Below are 26,605 nucleotides of genomic sequence, written 5' to 3'. Positions count from 1 at the left end.
TGTGAGTGGTCGGGGATACCTTATGGGGAGGAACCGCCGTGAAGCCCGTCGACGCGCGGAAGCCGGCCACACACGATTCGGAAGGGGAGCCGTTCCCGCTGTCTGCGGCGCAGCGTGCCACCTGGTTCGCGCAGCAACTCGACCCCGCGGTGCCGATCTCGGTAGCGCACTACGTGGAACTGCACGGCGACCTCGACATCGACCTGCTGCGCCGGGAGACCATCGCGGTGGCCCGCGAGTTCCAGTCGCCGTTCCTCAAGGTCGTCGAGGTCGACGGCCGACCGATGCAGTACGTGGACCACGCCACCGACACGTCCATCGCCTTCATCGACTTTCGCGGTGAGGACGACCCGGTCGCTGCCGCGCACGAATGGATGGACCGGGACTACCAGGCCCCCCTCGATCTCGACGCGGATCGACTGTTCGAGACCTCGATTCTCTGCGTCGGAGAGTCGCATTACCTGTGGTACAGCCGCATTCACCACGTTGCGCTCGACGGATACGGCGCCATGACGGTGATCAACCGCATCGCGCACCGGTACTCGGCCGTGGTGGCCGGGCGCGAACCGGATCCGAGTCGCGCCGCGACCCTGCACGAGCTGTACGACGTCGACGCCCGCTACCGGTCGTCGGATCGCTTCGTGGCCGACCGGGAGTACTGGGCGAAGCGAGTCGAGGCCGTCGACGGATCGACCCTGGCCGACGCGCCCGCCCCCGCACTCGCCAGGAGCAAGGTCGAGAGTGCCCTGCTGTCCGAGGCCGCCGTGTCCGGTATCCACGGCGCCGACAGTCGGGCAAACGCCACCGCGGCAGTCACGATCATCGCCGCCTTCGCCTGCTACCTGTCGCGGACCACGGCGAAAACTGATGTCCTCGTGAATGTTCCGATGTCCGGCCGGACCACGTCGGTGCTGCGCAACTCCGGCGGCATGATGGTCAGCGTCGCACCGCTGCCGATCACGGTCGACGAGGACGAGACGGTCGCGGACCTCGTGTCGCGGGTCAGACGTGAGCTGATGGGCGCGTTGCGGCATCAGCGGTGCAGTGTCGAGGACATCCGCCGCGACGTGGGCGCGGGCAGCGGCGCCGATCTCCACGGACCGATGGTCAACGTCATGCTGTTCCACCAGAACGTGCAGCTGGGCCCACTGGTCGGCGAATACCACATCGTCACGTCGGGTCCGGTGGAAGACCTCCTGGTCAACGTGTACCCGAGCGGGACGCCGGCCGAGATCTACGTCGATTTCCGGGCCAACCCGAACCGGTACGAGGACGCGGCGCTGCGCCTGCACCACCGGCACTTCGTCGAACTGCTGGAAGAGTTCATCTCGGCCGACCCGCAGGCCCGGGTCGCGACGATTCACGAGGTCACGGCCCGCGACGGCGAGCGACGACGCCTCGAGGCGCATCAACTCGCGTACTGGACGGATCAGCTGTCGGGGATGCCCGAAGTGCTGAATTTGCCGTCCGATCGGCCCCGGCCCGTCGAGCAATCCGGGCGGGAAGACCGCGTCGAAATTCAGATCGGCGCGGAAGCGCATGCCGCGGTGCTGGCCCTCGCGCACGAACACGACACCACCGCGTTCTCGGTTCTGCACGCAGCGTTCACCGTGCTGCTGAGCCGGCTGTCGGGGGCCTCGGACGTGATGATCGGAACCACGACCACGGCGGACCACGGCCGGAACCTCGTGGCGCTCCGTACCCGCGTCGAACCGGACACGCACTTCACGCATCTCCTCGGCCACGTCCGCGACATCGACCGGGAGGCGTTCGAGCACCGCGACGTCCCATTCGAACGGGTGGTCCGGACGCTCGCCCTCGGCGATTCGCCCGCGTACTCGCCGATCGTCCAGGTCCTTCTCGAGTGCCGTGACGAGGCGGAGACGTCCGGGATCGGCCGACTCGACCTCCGGGTGACCGCGACCGAGACCTCCGACGCCGACGGCATCCCGTCCGGCATCACGGCGACTCTCGGGTTCGCCACCGATCTGTTCGACCCCGACACGGTACGTCGCCTCGGCGAACGGTTCCGCCGAATCCTGGAGACGACCGCCGACGACCCCGGGCTCGTCGTCGGCGACCTCGACATCCTGTCCGATACCGAACGGGCCACACTCGTTCCGGTCTCCGGCAGTCCGGGGCGACCGGGCCGCACCTTGCCCGAATTGTTCTCCGCGGCAGCACGAACCAACCCCGACGGTATCGCGCTCTCGTATCGCGGTACCGAGGTGACGTACCGCGAAGTGGACGAGCGCTCGAACCAGTTGGCGCGCGTCCTCGCCGGACGCGGCATCGGGCCGGAGAACTTCGTCGCACTGGGCACGACTCGCTCGATCGAGTCGGTTCTGTCGATGCTGGCGGTGGCGAAGTCGGGTGCGGCCTACGTGCCGGTGGACCCGAACTACCCGGCCGAACGTATCGAGCACATGCTCGGCGATTCGGGTGCCGCCCTGGGCATCACGGTGTCCGCCGTCCGTTCCCTGCTTCCGGACGCGATTCCGTGGCTCGTACTCGACGACGACGAATTCCGGACCCACTGTGCGGCGCACCCGGTATCCGTCGTGACCGATGCCGAGCGGGCGCGGCCTCTCCGCGTGGAGAACCCGTCCTACGTGATCTACACATCCGGTTCCACGGGCAGGCCCAAAGGCGTCGTGGTCACACACGGTGGCCTGGACAACTTCGCGGCCGAGCAGCGCTCACGATTCGGGGCGACGGAGACATCCCGGATTCTGCACTTCTCCACACCGAGTTTCGACGCGTCCGTCTCCGAGTACCTGCACGTGTTCGCCGCCGCGGCAACCATGGTGATCGTGCCGCCCACGGTTTACGGCGGCGCCGAGTTGTCCCGCTTCCTGAAGTCGGAGCGGGTCACTCACGGATTCGTCACCACTGCCGCGCTCGGAACGGTCGAACCGGACGGACTCGCCGACCTCGGCGACGTGGTGTTCGGCGGCGAGGCGTGCCCGCCGGAACTCGTCGAGCGGTGGGCGCCCGGTCGCAGATTGAGCAACGCGTACGGGCCCAGCGAGGCCACCGTGATGTCCAACATCAGTGCACCGATGTCACCGACCGGCACCATCACGGTGGGCGGTCCGCTCCGCGGGTTCCACGAGGTCGTCCTCGACGCGCGGTTGCAACCCGTGCCGCCCGGCGTCGCCGGGGAGCTGTACGTCGCGGGTGACGGCCTCGCCCGCGGGTATCACGGCAAATCAGCGCTGACGGCCGAACGGTTCGTGGCCAACCCCTTCGGCGGCCCCGGCGAGCGGATGTATCGAACCGGGGACGTGGTGCGGTGGCGCACCGACCTTTCACTGGAGTACCTGGGCCGCATCGATTTCCAGGTGAAGATACGCGGATTCCGCATCGAGCCCGGTGAGATCGACACCGTCCTCCACGCCCATCCGCGCGTGCGGACCGCGATGACGATGCCGCGAACGGCACCGTCCGGCGACACGGTGCTCGTGTCGTACGTGCTGCCTGCGGCCGGGCACCAGCTCGCGACTCGCGAGTTGATCGACTATGCCGCAGAGCGATTGCCGACGTACATGGTGCCGGCGGCGATCGTGGTACTGGACGAGATCCCGATGACACCGGTGGGGAAGCTCGATCGTGCGGCACTGCCGGCGCCGGAATTCATCTCCACGGCCACCGAGTTCCGTGCACCTGCCACTCCGGTGGAGCGGGCCGTCGCGCGAGTGTTCGCCGACGTGCTGGGTGTCGAACGAATCGGGCTCGACGACAGCTTCTTCGACCTCGGCGGAAATTCACTGGTCGCGACGAAAGTGGTGGCGCGGGTCAACGCCGCACTCGGCATCGACCTCGTGGTGCGGACCCTGTTCGAGGCACCGACGGTGGAGGCACTGGCAGACCGGATCGAGGGTACTCACGCGAGGCGTCCCGACCGCCCGGACCTGGTGGCGCAGACACGTCCCGACCGGATCCCGCTTTCGCTCGCCCAGCAACGTATGTGGTTCGTCAATCAGTACGACACCTCGTCGCCGGCCTACAACATTCCGATGGCGCTCCGACTGTCCGGAACGCTCGACGTGGAGGCGCTCCGGGCCACGGTTGCGGACGTCCTCGAACGACACGAATCGCTGCGCACGGTGTATCCGGCGTCGGTGGACGGACCGCAACAAGTGATCCTGCCACCGGGGGAGGTGATTCCGGATCTGGAGCCGACGGTCTGCGAAGACGAGGACGCGGTGCGCGCGCGGATCGCCGAATTGACCGCTCGGGGCTTCGACGTGAGCACCGAGGTGCCCGTACGTGGTGCCCTGTTCCGGACCGGCCACGACGAGAACGTCCTCGTGCTGGTGGTGCACCACATTTCGGCGGACGGAGCGTCGCTGGCCCCGCTCGCGCACGACCTGATGGTGGCCTACTCGGCGCGGATACAGCAGCAGGCGCCGGACTGGCGGCCACTCCCGGTGCAGTACGCCGACTACAGCCTGTGGCAGCGGGCGGCCCTCGGCAGTGACGAGAACCCCGACAGCATGATGTCGGCGCAGTTGGAATACTGGAAGCAGACGCTGTCCGGCCTCCCCGACGCGATAGATCTTCCCCTCGATCGACCGAGACCCGCGGACAGAGCATTACGGGGTGGGATCGTCCGGTTCCCGGTGTCGGCGGAACAGCATCGGGCGCTTCTGCGCATTGCGCGGCAGCACAACTCCACGATGTTCATGGTGATGCACGCGGTGCTGGCGGTATTGGCGGCGCGGCTGAGTGGTTCCGGAGACATCGCGATCGGGACGCCGATCGCCGGGCGCGGCGAGGAAGCACTCGACGACGTGGTGGGGATGCTCGTCAACACTCTGGTCCTGCGGACGACCGTCGAGCCCGCAGCAACGTTCGCCGAGGTGCTGTCGCGGGCGCGGGAGGCGGATCTGGCAGCGTTCGGTCATGCCGAGGTGCCGTTCGAGAGCGTGGTGGACACGGTCGCACCGACCCGCTCGACAGCGTACTCACCGCTGTTCCAGGTTCTTCTGGAGTTCCAGAACACCGCCCCGGCGCACCTCGACCTGTCGGGACTGACGGTGGAGATCCTCGATGTCGATTCCGGTGTGTCCAAATTCGATCTGCAGTTGACGCTCGCGGAACGCTACGACGCGTCCGGGACGCCGGCAGGCATCGACGCGTCGTTCACGTTCGCCTCGGACGTGTTCGATCCGGACACGGTCACGGGATTCGGGGAACGGTTCCTCCGGATTCTGGCGGGTCTGGTTGCGGATCCGGACACCGCGGTCGGTGATGTGGAGGTTCTGGGGCCGGGTGAGCGGGCGTTGGTGGTGGGTTCGTGGAATGCGACGGGTCACCCGGTGCCGCACACCACCCTCGTCGACCTGCTCGACGCGCAGGTGGGGCGGACTCCTGGTGCTGCGGCGGTGGTGTGTGGGGATGTGGTGTTGTCGTATGGGGAGTTCGATGCGCGGGTGAATCGGCTGGCGCGGTTCTTGGTCGCGGCGGGGGTGGGTCCGGAGTCGTCGGTGGGTGTGGCCGTGCGTCGTTCGGTGGAGATGTTGGTGGGGATTTACGCGGTGGTGAAGGCGGGTGGGGCGTATGTGCCGATAGATCCGGGTCAGCCTGCCGAGCGGGTGGGGTATGTGGTGGGGATTGCGGATCCGGTGCTGGTGTTGACGTCGTCGGCGGATCGGGTGGTGGTGCCTGCGGGTGTGCGGGTGGTGGAGTTGGACACCCTGGATGTGTCGGGGTTTTCGGCGGGTCCGGTGGGGGACGGCGATCGATCGGGTCCGGTGCGGCCGGAGAATCCGGCGTATGTGATCTTCACGTCGGGGTCGACGGGTCGGCCGAAGGGTGTGGCGGTTCCGCACGAGGGTGTCGTGAATCGGTTGTTGTGGATGCAGGATCGGTATGGGTTGGCGTCGGATGATGTGGTGTTGCAGAAGACGCCGGTGACGTTCGATGTGTCGGTGTGGGAGTTGTTCTGGCCGTTGATCGTCGGTGCGCGGTTGGTGATCGCGGAGCCGGACGGGCACCGCGACCCGGCGTACCTCGAACGGGTGATCCGCGAGGAGTCGGTCACCACTGTGCATTTCGTGCCGTCGATGCTCGAGGTGTTTCTGGCGGGGGCGAACGTGGAGGGGTGCGGTGCGCTGCGCCGGGTGTTCACCAGCGGTGAGGCCTTGCCGTCGGCAACTGCGGCACGTCTGCGCGGGGTGAGCGGGGCGGAGCTGCACAACTTGTACGGTCCGACCGAGGCTGCGGTCGACGTGACGTTCTACGAGGTCTCCGGGTCGGATCGGGCGGTGGTCCCGATCGGGGCGCCGGTGTGGAATACGCAGACCTATGTGCTGGATGGGCGGTTGCGGGTGGTGCCGGTGGGGGTGGCGGGGGAGTTGTATCTCGGGGGCGTGCAGTTGGCGCGGGGGTATCAGGGGCGAGCAGACCTGACGGCGGATCGTTTTGTGGCGAATCCGTTCGGTACGGGGCGGTTGTATCGGACGGGGGATCGGGTCCGGTGGTTGCCGTCCGGTGAGTTGGAGTATTTGGGGCGTACGGATTTTCAGGTGAAGTTGCGGGGTCAGCGGGTCGAGTTGGGGGAGATCGAGGCGGTGTTGTTGCGCCGGGAGGATGTGGCGCAGGCGGTGGTGGTGCTGCGCGGGGATGGGTCGTCGGGTGATTATCTGGCGGGGTATGTGGTGCCGGTGGCCGGGGCGGTGGTGGACGAGCGGGTGGTGCGGGAGTCGGCTGCGGTGGCGTTGCCGGGGTTCATGGTGCCGTCGGTGGTGGTGGTGCTGGCGGAGTTGCCGGTGACGGTGAACGGCAAACTGGACCGCAAAGCGCTGCCCGAACCGGACTTCGTCAGCACCGCGGTGGGTTTCGTCGCTCCCCGATCCCCGATCGAGGGGATAGTGGCCGCCGTGTGCGCCGACCTGCTCGGCCTCCCGCGGGTAGGCATGAACGACGACTTCTTCGCCCTCGGCGGAAACTCTCTGATCGCCACCAGGCTGGTCGCGCGGATCAATGCCGCCGTAGGAGACCGGATCGGCATTCGCGACGTGTTCGACGCCCCCACCGTGGCAGGTCTGGCGGCACTGGCGGAGTCGCACGAGGGGCTGGAGGCCCGGCCACCGCTGAAGCCGAGGGAAGGTACCGCCGAAGTCCCCGTGTCGCCGGCCCAGCAGCGGATGTGGTTCGTCAACCAGTTCGACACCTCCTCGTCCGCGTACAACGTCGCGTTCGCGTTGAGGCTCGAGGGTCGGCTCGACCTGCATGCGCTCCAGGTAGCGGTGGCCGACGTCATCGAACGGCACGAGGCCGTGCGCACCCTGTTCCCGCTCACCGACGACGGTCCGCGCCAGGTGATCCTGCCCGCGGCGAGCGCGGTGCCCGACCTCCAACCGATCGCGATGTCGGGGGAATCCGAGCTCCGCGAACAGTCGCGGCGAGTGCTGTCCGCCGGATTCGACGTCACGACGCAGGTGCCGTTGCGCGCACGACTGTTCAGGCTCGACGAGGACGTGCACGTGCTGGCGGTGGTGATGCACCACATCGCGGCCGACGGCTTCTCGATGGCCCCCCTCGCGCGCGACGTCATGGACGCGTACGTGTCCCGGGTGAACGGGTCGGCCCCGGACTGGGCCCCGCTCGAGGTGCAATACGCCGACTACGCTCTGTGGCAGCGCGAGTGGCTGGGATCGGAATCCGACGAGAATTCACCCATTTCGCGACAGCTGACCTACTGGACCACCGCGCTGTCGGATCTGCCCGAAGTGCTGGAGTTGCCCACCGACCGTCCCCGTCCCACCGTGCGGTCACTTCGCGGCGGCCACGTCGAGTTCGTGATCGATCCGGAAGTTCATGCCGGTGTGGTCAGGCTGGCGCGGCACCACACCACAACGGTGTTCATGACGTTGCATGCCGCGTTGGCGATCATGCTGGCACGGGTGAGCGGCGCGGACGACATCGCCGTCGGGACGCCGATCGCCGGCCGCGGCGAACGCGAACTCGACGACGTGGTGGGCATGTTCGTCAACACCCTCGTCCTGCGCACCCACGTCGACGGCGGCGCCACCTTCTCCGAGTTCCTGGCCGGCGTTCGAGAAACCGATCTGGGCGCCTTCACCCACGCGGAGGTCCCGTTCGAACGGGTGGTCGAAGTCCTGAGTCCTTCCCGGGTGACGGCGTACGCGCCGCTCTTCCAGGTGATGCTGGAGTTCCAGGACATCGAGCGCCCCACGCTGGAATTGCCGGATCTGCAGGTCCGGAACGTCGACCTCGAGATCGACACCGTCAACTTCGATCTGCAGTTGACCCTGGCCGAGAACGTCGACGCCGACGGCAACCCCACCGGCATCGCGGCGGGACTGGGTTACGCGACCGATCTGTTCGACGAGGACACGGTGCTCGGCTTCGCGGAACGGCTCGTGCGCATTCTCGAAGCAGTCACGGCCGACCCCGGCGCCCGGGTCGGAGACATCGACATTCTCGGACCACTGGAGCGTGCCGTACTGGCCCCGGTGACGGGCGGTGCGGCGGTCGAAGCACGGACGCTGCCGGATCTGATGGCCGAGGCGGCCGTGAACGATCCGGAGGCCACGGCGCTGGTCTTCGACGGACGGGACGTGCGCTACGGGGACCTCGACAGGCGATCGAACCAGCTGGCCCGCATGTTGATCGAGCGCGGTGTCGGCCCCGAATCCGTCGTCGCAGTGTGTGTGCCGCGGTCCGTCGAATCCGTCCTGGCCGTCTGGGCGGTGGTCAAGTCGGGGGCCGCCTTCCTTCCGGTGGATCCGGACCATCCGGCAGCACGGATCGACTTCATGCTCACCGACTCCGGTGCCGTGTGGGGCGTGACGGGGTCGGCGCAGCGCGGCGCACTTCCGGACACGGTGCCGTGGCTGGTGCTCGATGACCCAGGCTTGGACGATCGGCTGTCGCACTATCCGTCGTCGCCGGTCACCGATGACGAGCGGACAGAGGCGATTCGGATCGACAATCCCGCCTACCTCATCTACACCTCGGGGTCCACCGGCCGGCCCAAGGGCGTGGTCACCACCCACCGCGGTCTCGCCGCCTTCGCCACCCAGGAGAGGGAGACGTTCGGCACGACGCCCGAATCCAGGACGCTGCACTTCGCATCACCGAGCTTCGACGCGTCCGTTCTCGAACTGCTGCTGGCGATCGGCGCGGCAGCCACGATGGTGATCGCACCGCCGTCCGTCTACGGCGGTGCCGAACTGGCGCAGTTGCTGGAATCCGAGCGGGTCACGCACTGCTTCGTCACTCCGGCGGCGCTCGCGTCGGTCGACCCCACCGGTCTCACCGCACTCGAGTGTGTGGTGACGGGCGGCGAAGCGTGTCCGCCCGAACTGGTCGCGCGGTGGGCGCCGGGCCGTCGCATGTTCGACGCGTACGGGCCGACCGAGTCGACCGTCGTGTCGAGTATCAGCGACGAACTGGTACCGGGGGCTCCGATCACGATCGGCACGCCCACGCTCGGTTTCGCCGAGGTCGTGCTGGACTCGCGACTGCACCCGGTGCCTGCCGGTGTCGCGGGGGAGTTGTATCTCGCAGGCCCCGCTCTCGCACGCGGGTACCGCCGGCGGTTCCCGCTGACCGCCGAACGATTCGTCGCCGACCCCTTCGGCCCGCCGGGAAGCCGGATGTATCGCACCGGCGACCGCGCGCGCTGGCTGTCCGACGGTCAGCTGGAGTACCTCGGGCGCACCGATTCCCAGGTGAAGATCCGGGGCTTCCGGATCGAACTCGGCGAGGTCGAGTCGGCGTTGCTCGCCCACGACTCCGTGGCCCACGCGGTCGCAGGCGTATGGAACGGGGACGGCGGCGGCGATCGGCTGATCGGTTACCTGGTGCCCGAACCGGGTGCGACGGTCGATGCGAGGGCTGTCCTCGACTTCGTCGGGGGCCGGTTGGCGTCGTACATGGTGCCGGCGGCGCTCGTGATACTCGAATCGCTTCCGCTGACGGTGCACGGAAAGCTCGACCGCACAGCGCTTCCGGCCCCCGACTTCTCGGGTTCCGAGAGTCGGCCGCCGCAAACCGAGACCGAGGCGCTTCTCGCCGGACTGTTCGAGGAGGTGCTCGGCCTGGACTCGGTGGGCGTGGACGACTCGTTCTTCGCCCTCGGCGGCGACAGCATCATGTCGATCCAGTTGGTGGCCCGCGCACGAGCCGCCGGTGTGATCCTCTCTCCCCGAGACGTGTTCGACCACCGGACGGTCGCCGGTCTCGCCGCGTCGGCGCGATTCGACAGCGACGGCACAGTGGCTCTCGACGAGCTGTCGGGCGGTGGTGTCGGCCCCCTGCCGCTGACACCCGTCGCCCGCTGGATGTTCGAGCGCAGCGGCGGACGGCTCGACAGGTTCACGCAGGCACTGCTGCTGGCGGCCCCCGCCGGTCTCACCCGTGAGGTCCTCGTCCGCGCCGTCGAGGCGGTAGTGGACCGGCACGACATGCTCCGCGCGCGTGTGTCCGGGGAAGACATGGACGTGCTGCCTGCGGGCGCGGTGCCGGCGGAAACACTGGCCCGCCGGGTGCCGGTCGACACGGTGGTGGGCGACGGCTTCACCGCACTCGCGACCGCAGAACTCGATGCTGCGGCCGACCACCTGGACCCTGCCGCGGCCCGCATGCTGCGGGTGGTCTGGTTCGACGTCCCGGACGGCGCCGGGCGACTGCTCGTGGTGGTGCACCATCTCGTGGTCGACGGTGTCTCGTGGCGCATCCTCGTCGCTGATCTCGCGTCGGCGTGCAGCCAACTCCAGGCCGGTCTCCCGCCGGCACTGCCGGCAGTCGGAACGTCGATGCGGCGGTGGTCGCACGGCCTGTCCGACGCTGCTCGGCACCGGGCCGGCGAACTGGCCTCGTGGGAGAAGATCCTGGACGGCCCGGACCCGCTGATCGGTTCGCGACCACTGGATCCCGCGATCGATGTCGACGCCGCCGTCGGCACCGTCACGGTCGACGTGCCGTCGGTGGTGACCGACGCCCTGCTCACCACGCTTCCGGCCGCGTTCCACGGGAGTGTGGGCGACGGACTGCTCGCCGCCGTCACGCTGGCACTGATCGCCTGGCGACGGGATCGGGGCGTCTCCGTCTCGGACGCTCTGATCACCCTCGAGGGCCACGGCCGCGAGCAGCAGATCGTCGTCGGCGCGGACCTGTCCCGCACCGTCGGCTGGTTCACCACCGTGTATCCGGCGCGGTTGAACCTCACTGGAATCGATGTCGACGACGCGATGGCAGGTGGTGTCGCGGCAGGGCGAGCAGTCAAGGCCGTCAAGGAGCAGTTGCTGGCGATCCCGGATCACGGGATCGGTTACGGTCTATTGCGCTACCTTGGCGACGAGACGGTGGAGTCCCTCCGCCGGTTCCCCACTCCGCAGGTGAGTTTCAACTATCTCGGTCGAGTGACCACCACGGACGGAACCGAGGACTGGCTGCCGGTGGAGAGCACGCTCGGCGGCACGCGCAACCCCGACCTGCCGGTCGCGTCCGTGATCGACATCAACGCCGTCGTCGCCGACAGTCCCGAGGGACCCCGGCTGAGGGCGTCGTTCGCCTTTCCTGCGGGGGTTCTCCGCGACACCGAGGTCGCGGCGTTCGTGGATCTTTGGCGCCGCGCCCTCGACGGACTTGCCGCGCACGCATCACGACCGGATGCGGGCGGGCTGACACCGTCCGACCTGCCGCTGGTGTCGGCGAACCAGCAGCAGATCGAGCGTTGGGAGGAGCGTTTCCCGGCGCTGCGGGACGTGTGGTCGCTGTCTCCGCTGCAATCGGGATTGCTGTTCCACGCTTCCCTGGCCGCGGAGTCGATGGACGTCTATACAGCGCAACTGCGCATCGACCTCGAGGGCGCGGTCGACGCCGAACGTCTGCGCGCCGCCGCCGCGGGACTGCTGGCCCGGCATCCCAGCCTGCGGACCGCGTTCGTTTACGACGACGGGGTGCCCGCACAACTGGTGGTCGACACGGTCGACGTGCCGTGGCGGGAGGTGGATCTCACGCTCGACGGGCCGGCCCCCGACACGGAACTCGCGCGCCTGCTCGACGAGGACCGCAGTGCCCGATTCGACCTCACCCGGCCGCCGCTGCTCCGGCTGACCCTGTTCCACACCGCACCGGAGCGCTTCGTGCTGGCGGTCACGAATCATCACATCATCCTGGACGGCTGGTCGATGCCGCTGCTGGTGCGGGAACTGCTGGTTCGCTATGCCGCCGACGGCGACCCGGCCGGGCTGCCGGAGCCGCCCTCGTACCGCACGTATCTGGACTGGGTAGCGACCCGGGACGCGGAGGCGTCGGTGCGGGCCTGGGAACGAGCGCTCGACGGTGTCGAGGAGCCGACGCTGGTGGCGCCCCACGCGTCCCCGGCGCTCTACGGTGTGCCCCACGAACTCGACGTCGAACTGCCCGCCCCGGTGCGGGGCGGACTCGCGGCGGCGGCGGAGCGCGCCGGCGTCACCGTGAACACGGTGATTCAGGCGGCGTGGGGGATGCTGCTGTCCCGGTTACTTTCCCGCGACGACGTGGTCTTCGGTGCCACCGTGTCCGGTCGTCCACCGCAGCTGCCCGGTGTCGAGAACATGCTGGGACTGTTCATCAACACGGTGCCCGTGCGAGTGCGGGTGGACCCGGACGAGAGCGTCGCGCGGCTACTCGTCTGCCTGCAGGACGAGCAGACGTCCCTACTCGACCACCATCATCTCGGCCTCGGCGAGATTCAGTCGCGGGTGGGTGTGGGCAATCTGTTCGACACGCTGTCGGTGTTCGAGTCGTTCCCGATCGACACGTCCGGACTGGACGAGAACACCGACATCGGGGGCATGCGGGTGACCGGTCTCGATGCCCGCGACGCCACGCACTATCCGCTCACGCTGCTGTCGATCCTCGAACCACGGCTGCGATTGAGTCTGCGCTACCAACCCGGAGCCGTCGACCGGGACGATGCCGGAGCGCTCGCCGACCGCCTCGTCCGGATTCTCGTGACGATCGCCGGCGATGTGGACACCGCGGTCGGTGATGTGGAGGTTCTGGGGCCGGGTGAGCGGGCGTTGGTGGTGGGTTCGTGGAATGCGACGGGTCACCCGGTGCCGCACACCACCCTCGTCGACCTGCTCGACGCGCAGGTGGGGCGGACTCCTGGTGCTGCGGCGGTGGTGTGTGGGGATGTGGTGTTGTCGTATGGGGAGTTCGATGCGCGGGTGAATCGGCTGGCGCGGTTCTTGGTCGCGGCGGGGGTGGGTCCGGAGTCGTCGGTGGGTGTGGCCGTGCGTCGTTCGGTGGAGATGTTGGTGGGGATTTACGCGGTGGTGAAGGCGGGTGGGGCGTATGTGCCGATAGATCCGGGTCAGCCTGCCGAGCGGGTGGGGTATGTGGTGGGGATTACGGATCCGGTGCTGGTGTTGACGTCGTCGGCGGATCGGGTGGTGGTGCCTGCGGGTGTGCGGGTGGTGGAGTTGGACACCCTGGATGTGTCGGGGTTTTCGGCGGGTCCGGTGGGGGACGGCGATCGATCGGGTCCGGTGCGGCCGGAGAATCCGGCGTATGTGATCTTCACGTCGGGGTCGACGGGTCGGCCGAAGGGTGTGGCGGTTCCGCACGAGGGTGTCGTGAATCGGTTGTTGTGGATGCAGGATCGGTATGGGTTGGCGTCGGATGATGTGGTGTTGCAGAAGACGCCGGTGACGTTCGATGTGTCGGTGTGGGAGTTGTTCTGGCCGTTGATCGTCGGTGCGCGGTTGGTGATCGCGGAGCCGGACGGGCACCGCGACCCGGCGTACCTCGAACGGGTGATCCGCGAGGAGTCGGTCACCACTGTGCATTTCGTGCCGTCGATGCTCGAGGTGTTTCTGGCGGGGGCGAACGTGGAGGGGTGCGGTGCGCTGCGCCGGGTGTTCACCAGCGGTGAGGCCTTGCCGTCGGCAACTGCGGCACGTCTGCGCGGGGTGAGCGGGGCGGAGCTGCACAACTTGTACGGTCCGACCGAGGCTGCGGTCGACGTGACGTTCCACGAGGTCTCCGGGTCGGATCGGGCGGTGGTCCCGATCGGGGCGCCGGTGTGGAATACGCAGACCTATGTGCTGGATGGGCGGTTGCGGGTGGTGCCGGTGGGGGTGGCGGGGGAGTTGTATCTCGGGGGCGTGCAGTTGGCGCGGGGGTATCAGGGGCGAGCAGACCTGACGGCGGATCGTTTTGTGGCGAATCCGTTCGGTACGGGGCGGTTGTATCGGACGGGGGATCGGGTCCGGTGGTTGCCGTCCGGTGAGTTGGAGTATTTGGGGCGTACGGATTTTCAGGTGAAGTTGCGGGGTCAGCGGGTCGAGTTGGGGGAGATCGAGGCGGTGTTGTTGCGCCGGGAGGATGTGGCGCAGGCGGTGGTGGTGCTGCGCGGGGATGGGTCGTCGGGTGATTATCTGGCGGGGTATGTGGTGCCGGTGGCCGGGGCGGTGGTGGACGAGCGGGTGGTGCGGGAGTCGGCTGCGGTGGCGTTGCCGGGGTTCATGGTGCCGTCGGTGGTGGTGGTGCTGGCGGAGTTGCCGGTGACGGTGAACGGCAAACTCGACCGCAAAGCGCTGCCCAAACCCGACTTCGGCACGCGCACGATCGGATATCGCGCCCCCACCACACCCGCGGAGGAAGCGATCGCCACGGCCTTCGCCGCCGTCCTGGGGGTCGATCGCGTCGGGGCCGACGACAGCTTCTTCGACCTCGGGGGAGACTCGCTCAGTGCCACCCGCGCGGTCGGACGCATCAACAGCGCACTGGACACGGCTCTGGGTGTCGCCGCGCTGTTCGACGCACCCGTGGTGTCCGATCTGGCCGTCCGGATCGACTCGGACGTGAGGACGAGTTCCGCCTCCCCGGCACTCACCGCGACGGCGCGGCCCGAACGGATTCCCCTTTCCCTCGCGCAGCAGCGCATGTGGTTCGTCAACCAATTCGACACCTCCTCACCGGCCTACAACATCCCGGTCGCCTTGGACTTGGACGGCGCGGTGGACCTGTCTGCGCTACAAGCGGCACTCGGCGACGTCATGGAACGGCACGAGTCGCTGCGGACCGTGTTTCCCGGTTCCGCCGACGGACCCCGGCAGGTGATCGTCGATTCCGCGCTCGCGACCCCCGAACTCGATCCGGTCCCGGTTGCCGAAGGGGCCCTTCGCGACTCGCTCACCGCATTCTTCGGCGTGGGATTCGATGTCACCGAGGACCTTCCGATCCGGGTGCGACTGTGGGAACTCGCTCCCGAGCGGCACGTCCTCGCCCTCGTCGCGCACCACATCGCGGCCGACGGCTTCTCGATGGCACCCCTGGCGCGGGACGTGATGCTCGCCTACACCGCCCGCGCACAGCAGCAGGCACCCGGCTGGGCGCCGCTGCCCGTGCAGTACGCCGACTACAGCCTGTGGCAGCGAGCGGCTCTGGGCACCGAAGACCAGCCCGATTCGATGATGTCCGGGCAGCTCGGCTACTGGGCGCGGACGTTGTCGGGCATCCCGGACGTGCTGCCACTGCCTCTGGATCGGCCACGACCCCTCCAGCGGTCGTTCCTCGGGGACGTCGTCCCGTTCGACATCCCGCCCTCCGTTCACAAAGCTCTGACCGAGCTTGCACGCCAGTACAATTCGACGCTGTTCATGGTGGTGCACGCCGCGCTGGTCGTGCTGCTCGAGAGAGTATCGGGATCGGACGACGTGGTGGTGGGAACCCCGATCGCGGGCCGGGGCCACGCGGCGCTCGACGACGTCGTGGGAATGTTCGTCAACACGCTGGTGCTTCGCACAGCGGTGGCACCAGGGTCGTCGTTCGCCGACGTGCTCACCGACGTGCGGTCGGTCGACCTCGGCGCGTTCGAGCACGCAGACCTCCCCTTCGAGCGTCTGGTGGACCAACTCGCACCCGAGCGGTCCACCGCGCACTCACCCCTGTTCCAGGTGTTGCTCGAATTCCAGAATGCCACCCGCACTCACCTGGAACTGCCCGGGTTGACCGCCCGGTCGCTCGACGTCGATCTGGACGTCGCGAAGTTCGATCTGCAGCTGAGCCTGGTGGAGCGGGTCGACGAGCAGGGGGTTCCGGCTGGGATCGGCGCCGGCCTCCGCTACGCGACCGACGTGTTCGATCGTGCGTCGGTAAAGAGTTTCGCGGAGCGCCTCGTGCGCGTGATCGAGGCCGTGACCACCGACCCGGCCACACCCGTCGGGGACATCGACATCCTGCACGCGCCCGAACGCGAACTCGTGCTCACCGCCGCGCATCGGCCGGGGACCGACGTCCCGCCGCTGTCGCTCGTGGACGCGTTCGATCGCGTGGTGGCATCCGCGGGCGACGCCGTCGCGGTGCGCTGCGACGGCGCGTCGATGACCTACCGCGCACTCGACGACCGGGCCAACCGGCTCGCGCGACTTCTCGTGGCGCAGGGGGTAGGTGCGGAAACGCTGGTGGTGGTGGGGATGACGCGGTCGATCGACCTCGTCGTGGCGCTGCTCGCGGTGGTGAAGTCGGGCGCCGGGTACCTTCCGGTGGATGTGGCCTCTCCTGCCGAGCGGTTGGCTTTCGTGCTCGGCGACGCCCGGCCGGAGTGTGTGCTCACCACGACCGCGGACGCGGGGACCTTCCGCGGCGCCGGGGTCCCGGTGGTGGTGCTGGACGACCCCGAGACCGTGACTGCGCTGCAGCAGTTCTCGTCGCTGCCGGTGACCGACGACGACCGTCGTACTCCACTGCACCTGGACTCGGTGGCATACGTGATCTACACGTCGGGTTCCACCGGGCAGCCGAAGGGCGTGCAGGTCTCGCACCGCAACGTGATCACGTTGCTGGCGAACACCCAGACGCTGTTCGGATTCGGACCGGCCGACGTGTGGACCATGTTCCATTCCGCCGCGTTCGACTTCTCGGTGTGGGAAATGTGGGGAGCGCTCGCACACGGTGGCCGGCTGGTGCTGGTGGACTATTTCACGGCGCGCTCACCCGAGAGGTTCCTCGAACTCCTGCGCGGTGAAACCGTCACGGTCGTGAATCAGACCCCCACCGCCTTCTACCAATTGGCGGAGGCCGATCGCCTCGCCGGTGGTCCCGGCCTGTCGCTGCGATACGTGATCTTCGGCGGGGAGGCCCTCGAATTCGGCCAGTTGCGGCGCTGGTACGCACGCCGCGGCGACGCCGCACCGGTCCTGGTCAACATGTATGGCATCACGGAAACGACCGTGCACGTCAGCCACCTGCCGATCCACCGGGACCTCGTCGAGGAGGAGTCCGCATCGGTGATCGGCCGGGGACTGCCCGGACTGCGCGTGTACGTGCTCGACGGACGACTCCATCCGGTGCCGCCGGGCGTGGTCGGCGAGATGTACGTCTCGGGTGCGCAGGTTTCGCGCGGCTACCTGGGCCGGGCCGCCCTCACGTCCGGCCGATTCGTCGCCGACCCCTTCACTCCCGGGGCCCGCATGTACCGGTCCGGCGACCTGGGCAGGTGGAACGGGCACGGACAGCTGGAGTACCTCGGCCGCAACGACCTCCAGGTGCAGGTGAAGGGCTACCGGATCGAACTCGGGGAGGTGGAAGCGGCGCTGCTCGCGTGTGAGGGGGTGGCGCAGTCGGTCGTGACTGCACGCGGGGACCGGTTGGTGGGGTACGTGGTGCCGGAGACCGGCGCCGCGATCGACCCGGCCGCGATCATCGATGCGGCCGCGGTGCGATTGGCGTCGCACATGGTGCCGGCCGCGGTGGTGGTTCTCGACGAGCTGCCGCGGACGGTGAACGGCAAACTCGATCGGAAAGCCCTGCCCGAACCGGACTTCGGACAGCGGGTGACGGCGGGCCGCGGCCCGGTCACCGAGACCGAACGGATCCTCGCCGACCTGTTCGCGGAGGTCCTCGGCCTCGACTCGGTGGGGGTCGACGATTCGTTCTTCACCCTCGGCGGGGATTCGATCATGTCCATCCAACTGGTCACCCGCGCCAAGGGCGCCGGGATACTGATCTCGCCGCGCGAGGTGTTCGAGCGCAAAACCGTTGCCGGGCTGGCCGCGGCTGCCGGGACGGAAGACGGGACGGTGGTTCTCGACGAGCTGCCGGGAGGCGGGATCGGCGAGATTCCGCTGACCCCGATCGTGCGGTGGATGCTCGCCCGGGGCGGGGATTTCCGCCGCTACTCGCAGTCCGCACTGTTCACGCTGCCCGCCACGGTGGACGAACGCACCCTGACGGAAGCTCTGCAGGCCGTGCTGGATCGGCACGACCTGTGGCGGGCCCGGCTGTACCGCACGTCCCGCACCGAAGAGGGCTGGTCGATGGAGGTGCAGGCCGAAGGATCGGTGCGGGCGACGACCGTTCTCCGCCGGGGGCGGATGGACGATGTCGGCGCCGAACTGGACAGCGCCCTCGACCGGCTCGACCCGGAATCGGGCGTGATGATGCAGGCGGTCTGGCTGGACGGGGCCGAACATCCGGCTCGCGTGCTGATCGTCGTCCATCATCTGGTGACGGACGGTGTGTCCTGGCGGATCCTGATCCCCGACCTCGCGGCGGCGTGCGCGCAACTGCAGTCCGGCGCGGCACCGGCGCTGGAGCCACCGGGGACGTCGATGCGCCGGTGGGCGCACGCACTCGCCGACGCCGCGCGTGAACCCCTGCGCACCGCCGAGGTCGAACTCTGGCAGGGAATGCTGAACGCGCCCGACCCGCTGCTGGGATCGCGCCGGGTGACCCCGTCGGACACCGCCGCGACGGCCGCGGACATCGCGGTACGGGTTCCGGCCCCGCTGACCGAGACGCTCCTGACGACCGTGCCGCGGGCCTTCCACGGCAGCGTGGGAGATGCGCTGCTGACGGCGCTGACCATGGCGCTGACGAGCTGGCGGCGACGACGCGGGGTCGAACTGTCCGGCGCGCTGGTCAGTCTCGAGGGACACGGTCGCGAGGAGCAGTTGGCGCCTGGCGCTGATCTCGCACGCACGATCGGCTGGTTCACGACGATCTTCCCGGTGCGACTCGATCTGAGCGGGGTGGACCTCGACGACGCGTTCGCCGCGGGCCCGTCCGCGGGGGCCGCGGTGAAGACCGTGAAGGAGCAACTCCTCGCCGTTCCCGACCACGGCATCGGTTTCGGGCTTCTCCGGTATCTGAACGACGAGACGGCGCAGGTTCTTTCGCCGCTGCCGATGCCTCAGGTCAGTTTCAACTATCTCGGCAGGATGGGCCCGACCGCCACGGCGACCGCGGAGGGGTGGGTGCCGGTCGACGAACCCGGACTGCGCGAGAAGTCGGCGGTGCCCGTCGCGGCCGTCGTCGACGTCAACGCGATGACCGTCGACTCGGGCGACGGCCCCCAGCTGAACTCCACGTGGACGTACCCGCCGGGCGTCCTCACCCGCGAGGAGGTCGAGGAACTCGCGCAGCTGTGGGTGCAGGCACTCGCTGCTCTCGGCGCGCATGCGGAGTCGGGCGGCGGCGGGTTCACACCGTCGGATCTCGATCTCGTCGAACTGCGGCAGGATGCGATCGAGGACCTCGAACACGTGTGTCCGGACCTGACGGACGTGTGGCCGCTGTCGCCCCTGCAGTCCGGCATGCTCTTTCACTCCGAACTCGCCGACGACTCCCTCGATGTCTACCTGGTGCAGGTGAGCCTCGAACTCGAGGGCACCGTGGATCCGCGTCGACTGCGCCGTGCGGCCGATGCGCTGCTGGACCGGCACGCCAATCTGCGCGCCGGCTTCCTGCACGACGCGCAGGGCAACGCCGTCCACGTGATCCGGCGACGGGTGGAGGCGCCCTGGCGCGACGTCCAACTCACGGCTCTGGACGAGGACGCCGCGGCGGCCGAGGTCGCGCGACTGCTGGCCGAGGACCGGGTCCGCCCGTTCGACCTGACACGTGCCCCGCTGATCCGGTTCATGCTGATCGCGACCGCCCCGAACCGCTACCGGCTGGTGTCGACCAACCACCACATCCTCCTCGACGGCTGGTCGATGCCGTTGCTGGTCCGGGAGTTGCTGACGCTCTACGCCACCGACGGGGACCCGTCGTCGCTGCCCCGCGTCCGCGGGTACCGCGACTACCTGGCGTGGATGAGCCGCCGAGATCGGGGCGCTTCCCGGGAGGTGTGGGGGCGGGTCCTCGCCGGGGTGGACGGACCGACGTTGCTGGCCCGCTCGGATCCGGGACGACGGCTGTCCACGATGTCCGACGAGTTCGTCTTCGACCTGGACGAGGACCACACCACCCGCCTGCGTGACGTCGCGCGGTCGCGTGGCCTGACGGTCAATACGCTCGTTCAGGTCGCGTGGGGGATTGTGCTGGGTACGTTGACCGCCCGCGACGACGTGCTGTTCGGTGCCACCGTCTCGGGGCGGCCTCCCGAACTGGCCGGCATCGAGACGATGGTCGGACTGTTCATCAACACCCTGCCCGTCCGGGTCAGGCTGCGCCCCGACGACACGGTGGGTGCCCTGCTGGAGCGCGTGCAGGCCGAGCAGGCGGCGTTGCTGGATCACCACTACCTCGGGCTGGCCGAGATTCAGAGTGCCGCCGGGCCGGAGGTCGGATTCGACACGCTGACGGTGTTCGAGTCGTACCCCGTCGATCGCGCCGGGCTCTCCACCGAGACCGACATCGCCGGAATGCGCGTCACCGGAGTGGATGCGCGCGATGCGGCCCATTATCCGCTGAGTCTCGTGGCATCCGTCGACTCTCGTCTTCGCCTGAAATTCGAGTACCTGCCGGACATCTTCGACGCGGACACCATCGACGACATCGCCGGGCGCGTGCTGCGGGTGCTCGACGCCTGCACTCGTCCCGACCGGCCGCTGGCCGCGCTGTCGCTGCTGACCGACCGGGAGCGCGCCGACCTGGTGCCGGTCCGCGGCCGTCCGGGTGGGTCGATACGCACGCTGCCCCAGATTCTCGCCGAGGGAGCCGCGCTCGATCCGGGCGCGATCGCACTGTCCTCCGAGGACGGCGACGTGAGCTACGGCGACCTGGACGAGCGGTCGAATCGCCTGTCGCGCGCACTCATCGCCCGTGGTGCGGGCCCGGAGACGTTCGTGGCCATCGGAATACCGCGGTCCCTCGACTCGATACTGTCGGTGTGGGCGGTGGCGAAGACCGGTGCGGCGTTCGTGCCGATCGACCCGAACTACCCCGACGAGCGCATCACCCACATGCTCGTCGATTCCGGAGTCACCCTCGGCGTGACCACGACCGCACACCGTGACCGGCTCCCGGGCGCCGCGCACTGGCTGGTGCTCGACGAACCCGCCTTCGCGATCGAGTGCGCCGAGCGCGCGGGGGCACCCGTGACCGATGCCGACCGGAGCGGTCCGGTCACGCTGGACACCGCCGCGTACGCCGTCTACACGTCGGGATCCACGGGTGTGCCCAAGGGCGTAGTGGTCACCCATCGCGGACTCGACAACTTCGCACTCGACCAGCTCGAACGTTTCGGGGCGACAACGCAGTCCCGGACTCTGCACTTCTCCACGCCGAGTTTCGACGGGTCGGTGTTCGAGTACCTGCAGGCCTTCGGTGCCGGCGCGACGATGGTGATCGCGGCGCCCACCGTGTTCGGGGGTGAGGAACTTGCGAGGCTGCTGGCCGACCGGCGCGTCACCCACGCGTTCATCACCACCGCTGCGCTGGCGTCACTCGATCCGGCCGGGCTGGTGCATCTCACGGACCTGGTGTTCGGCGGCGAAGCCTGCCCACCCGAACTCGTCGCCCGCTGGGCGCCGGGCCGTCGGCTGTACAACGCGTACGGACCGACCGAGACGACGATCATGTCCAACATAAGCGAGCCGATGGTTCCCGGAAACCCGATCACCATCGGCGGCCCGATCCGCGGGGTGACGGAACTGGTGCTCGACTCCCGGCTGCAACCGGTCCCCGTGGGAGTTCCCGGCGAGTTGTATCTCGCCGGCGCCGGCCTGGCCCGCGGCTACCACCGCCGACCGGCACTCACCGCCGAACGGTTCGTCGCCCACCCCGTTCGGCCCGGCGAGAGGATGTACCGCACCGGCGACATCGTGCGGTGGACGGCAGACCACAGCATCGAGTACGTGGGCCGCACCGACTTCCAGGTGAAGGTGCGCGGCTTCCGCATCGAACTCGGCGAGATCGACTCCACCCTCATGTCGGAGCCGGACGTCGGATTCGCCGCCACTCTCGCGCACCGCGGTCCCGCGGGAGACACCCTGCTGGTGTCGTACGTCGTTCCGGCGTCGGGGCGCTCCCTCGACCCGGTCGTACTCACCCGCCACCTGGCGGACCGCCTGCCGTCCCACATGGTGCCCACCTCCATCACGGTGCTGGAGCGCATCCCGCTGACCGCCGTCGGCAAGCTGGACCGCGCGGCACTGCCCGAACCCGACCTGCTCTCCGGGACAGGGCACGACCGGGTGCCGGTCGGTCCGATCGAGGACGCGGTGGCCGTCGTCTTCGCAGAGGTGCTTGGACTGGCGCGCGTCGGCGCCGACGCCGGTTTCTTCGACATCGGCGGCAACTCCCTGAGCGCTACCCGGGTGATGGCACGGCTGCGCGCGCTGCTCGGCACCGACTGTGGGGTGCGGGATCTGTTCGAGGCGCCCACGGTCGCCGCGCTGGCGGCACGGATCGAGCACACCGGCGCCGGGCCGTCCGGACATCCGGTGCTCGCGGCCCGCAGCCGGCCCGACGACATTCCGCTGTCGTACGCGCAGCAGCGGATGTGGTTCGTCAACCAGCTCGACACCACCTCGGCTGCCTACAACATCCCGATCGTGGTGTCACTGAGCGGGGCCCTCGATGTGGGAGCGCTGAACTCGGCACTCACCGACGTCGTCGCCCGGCACGAGTCGCTGCGCACGATGTTCCCGGTCCGCGGGGACTGGCCGGTTCAGCAGATCCTGCCCGCCGAGGGTGCCGTGCCCACTCTGACCCCCGTCCCCGTCGCGGACGAGCACGGCCTGCGAGAGGAGCTGACCCGGCTGGTCTCGGCGGGTTTCGACGTCACCGTGCGGATCCCGCTGCGGGCCGGACTGTATTCACTGAGCGACACCGAGCACGTACTCGCCGTGGTGGTGCATCACATCTCGGCGGACGGGTTCTCGATGGTCCCGCTGGTGCGCGACGTGATGACCGCGTACGGCGCCCGCGTCGGCGGCGGCGCACCCGACTGGCCGCCCCTGCCGGTGCAGTACGCCGATTACGCCCTGTGGCAACGGGAGTCGCTGGGTTCGGACGACGACCCCCGATCGCTGATCTCGCGGCAACTCGACTACTGGACGACCACACTCGCAGGCGCCCCCGACCTCCTGGAACTCCCCACGGATCGGGATCGGCCGTCCCAGCAGTCCTTCCGCGGCGCGCGCATCCACTTCGCCGTCGACAGCGACCTGCACCGTCGCATCGGCGAACTGTCGCGACGTCTCGGCTCCACCGAATTCATGACCGTGCACGCCGCACTGGCGGTGTTGCTCAGCCGTCTCGGGGGAACCCCGGACGTCGCCGTCGGCACCCCGATCGCCGGCCGGGGAGACCCCGCACTCGACGACCTGGTGGGCATGTTCGTGGGCACGCTCGCCCTGCGCACGCAGGTGGATGCGGCCGAGTCGTTCACCGCCCTGGCCGCGCACTGTCGCGACGTCGATCTCGAAGCCTTCGCCCATGCCGACGTTCCGTTCGAGCGGGTGGTGGACGCGGTGGGCCCGACCCGATCGACGGCGTATGCGCCGCTCGTCCAGGTCTCGCTGGAATTCCAGAACAACGAGCGACCGGTCCTGACACTGCCGGGGCTGGAAGTCCGCGGAATCGATCCCGGCCTCGCCGTGGTCAAGGTGGATCTCGAATTCCTCCTGGCGGAGGAGTTCGACCCGAACGGTGCGCCGGCCGGGATGAACGGCGCCGTCGACTTCGCCACCGATCTCTTCGACCCCGACACGGTCCGCGGCTTCGCCGACCGCTTCGTGCGCATCCTCGACGCCGTCACCGCGAATCCGGACCGGCCGATCGGCGACCTCCCCCTCCTCGACGAGGTGGAGTTGCGGGCGATGGTGCCTGCCCGCGGCGAGCCGCAGGTGCGCCCCGAGCTGTGGCCCGATCTGCTGACGGCCGCCGCCGCACTCGACCCGGACTCGGTGGCTCTGTCCTTCGAGGACCGGCGGGTCAGCTACCGCCAACTCGACGAGTGGTCCAACCGGGTGGCCCGGGTCCTCCGCGGACGCGGGGTGGGACCGGAGACGTTCGTGGCAGTCGGAATGCCCCGGTCGATCGAGTCGGTGGTCTCGATCTGGTCGATCACCAAGGCAGGCGCGGCGTTCGTGCCCGTCGACCCCACCTACCCGCGCGACCGCATCGACTACATGCTCATCGACTGCCGGGCTGCGCTCGGCCTCACCGTGAGAAGTCGCCGGAGCACCCTGCCCGACACCGTTCCGTGGCTGATCCTCGACGACGAGGACTTCGCCACGCAGGCGTCGGCCGTGTCGTCGGCACCGATCACCGACGCGGATCGGACGAATCCGTTGCACCTCGCTCACCCGGCCTATCTCATCTACACGTCGGGGTCGACCGGCAGGCCGAAGGGCGTGACCGTCACCCACCGGGGCATGGCCGATTTCACCGCGGAGACGCACCAACGGTTCCAGGTCACGCACGAGTCCCGGGTGTCGCAGCTGGCGTCCCCGAGTTTCGACGCCTCGGTGTTCGAGCTGATGATGGCGTTCAGTGCGTCGGCGCGCGTCGTGATCGTGCCGCCTGCCATCGTCGGGGGCAGCGAACTGGCGGATCTGTTCCGTCGCGAGCAGGTGACTCATGCGACCATCACGCCGACCGCACTGGCGGCCCTCGACAACGACGGACTCGATTCGCTCCGGGTCCTGGATCTGGTGGGCGAGGCGTGCCCGCCGGAGGTGGTGGCGCGGTGGGCTCCGGGTCGGAGCCTGCACAGCGGGTACGGGCCCACGGAGACCACGATCCAGGCGAGCGTCAGCGACCCGATGCGTCCCGGCGAGAGCGTGAACATCGGGGCACCCGCCCGGGGATTCGCTTTCCTGGTCCTCGACGCGCGGCTGCAGCCGGTCCCGGTCGGTGTGCCCGGCGAGTTGTACATCGCCGGACCGGGTATGGCACGCGGGTACCACAACCGGGCGGCACTCACCTCGGAACGATTCGTGGCCTGCAACTTCGGGGAACCGGGGTGCCGGATGTACCGGACCGGTGACGTGGTGCGCTGGCGTGAGTCGGCGAGCGCACTCGAGTACATCGGGCGCAGCGACTTCCAGGTCAAGGTCCGTGGATTCCGTATCGAACTCGGGGAGATCGACGCCGTGCTCGCCCGTCACCCGGCGGTTGCGTTCGCCGCGACCATCGGTCACACCGGCCCGTCCGGTGACACCGTGCTCGCGTCGTACGTGCGGGCTCAGGACGGGCAGGAGGTGCAGCCCGCGGGACTGCGCACCTACGCGTCCGAGCGACTGCCCGCCCACATGGTGCCGTCCGCGGTGGTCGTACTCGATCGGATTCCGATGACCCCGGTGGGCAAGCTCGACCGGAAGGCGTTGCCCGCCCCGGAGTTCGGTTCGACCGGTGCGGCGTTCCGGGCGCCGGCCACGGAAAACGAGCGCATCGTCGTGGACGCCTTCACGGAGGTTCTCGGGGTGGACCGGGTGGGTACCGCGGACAGCTTCTTCGATCTCGGTGGAAATTCGCTCCTCGCCACCAGGATCGTCGGCGCGCTGCAGGCTGCGCTTGACCGGAGGGTTCCGCTGCAGTGGATGTTCCTCGACCCGACACCGGCGGGGATCGCGCGCCGCCTCGACCTGCCGCATCGGAGCGCCGGCATGGAAGAGGCACTCGCCGTGGTGATTCCGTTGCGTGCGCAGGGAAGCGGGCGACCGTTGTTCTGCGTGCATCCGGGCATCGGCCTGTCCTGGGGGTACGCCGGGCTGGTGCAGTATCTCCCTCCAGACCGGCCGGCGTACGGACTGCAGCTGCCCACGATCAGCGATGACGGCGACTACCGGACGATCGAGCAACTGGCCCACCGCTACATCGAGGAGATGCAGGCCATCCAGCCCACGGGCCCGTACGACCTGCTCGGCTGGTCACTCGGCGGGGTCATCGCGCACGCCATGGCCGTCGAACTGCAGGCAGCCGGCGAAGAGGTCGCGACGCTTGCCGTCATGGACAGCTACCCCGTGGGCGGCGAGGACCCGCCGGCCGACCGGCTGGAGATCCGGGACCTCCTGCGCGGGTTGGGACTCCAAGCCGAGGGGGACGGTGAGATGACCTACGAGCACGCCGCGCGGTTGATCGACGAATCGTTCGGGACCGAGACCGGAGTGCGGGGGCACGACCTCGAACGCATCGCCGCCGGGTACGAGAGTTCGAGGTGGCTCGCCCACCACTTCGTGCCCCGGGTGTACGACGGCGACCTGCTCATCTTCCCCGCCACGCACGACGGGAACGGCACGACCCGGGCCCGGTCGGCGGACGAGTGGCGGCCGCTCGTGACCGGTCGGATCGACGAGCAGCCCGTGGACTGCGGGCACAACGAGATGATCGAGCCGCAGTCCCTCGCCGTCATCGGGCCGGTCCTCTCGCGCACGCTCTCCGAACGGCCGTGACTCGG

The 26,605-nt window shown here is 68.9% G+C and carries 1 protein-coding gene; it reads left to right on the top strand.

Going from position 1 to position 26,605, the window contains the following annotated elements; translation table 11 throughout:
* Window positions 1-38: 38 nt before the first annotated feature.
* Window positions 39-26,600 (top strand): non-ribosomal peptide synthase/polyketide synthase, encoded by a 26,562-nt coding sequence (locus JVH1_RS10790; protein ID WP_371112977.1) that lies wholly within the window; start codon window positions 39-41, stop codon window positions 26,598-26,600.
* The last annotated feature ends 5 nt before the right edge of the window (window positions 26,601-26,605 follow it).

This window comes from Rhodococcus sp. JVH1 (assembly GCF_000280725.2).
GTDB classification, from domain to species: Bacteria; Actinomycetota; Actinomycetes; order Mycobacteriales; family Mycobacteriaceae; genus Rhodococcus_F; species Rhodococcus_F jostii_A.
The sequence above is the reverse complement of the archived record's forward strand: the minus strand, read 5'-3'. Positions and strand labels throughout refer to the sequence as shown.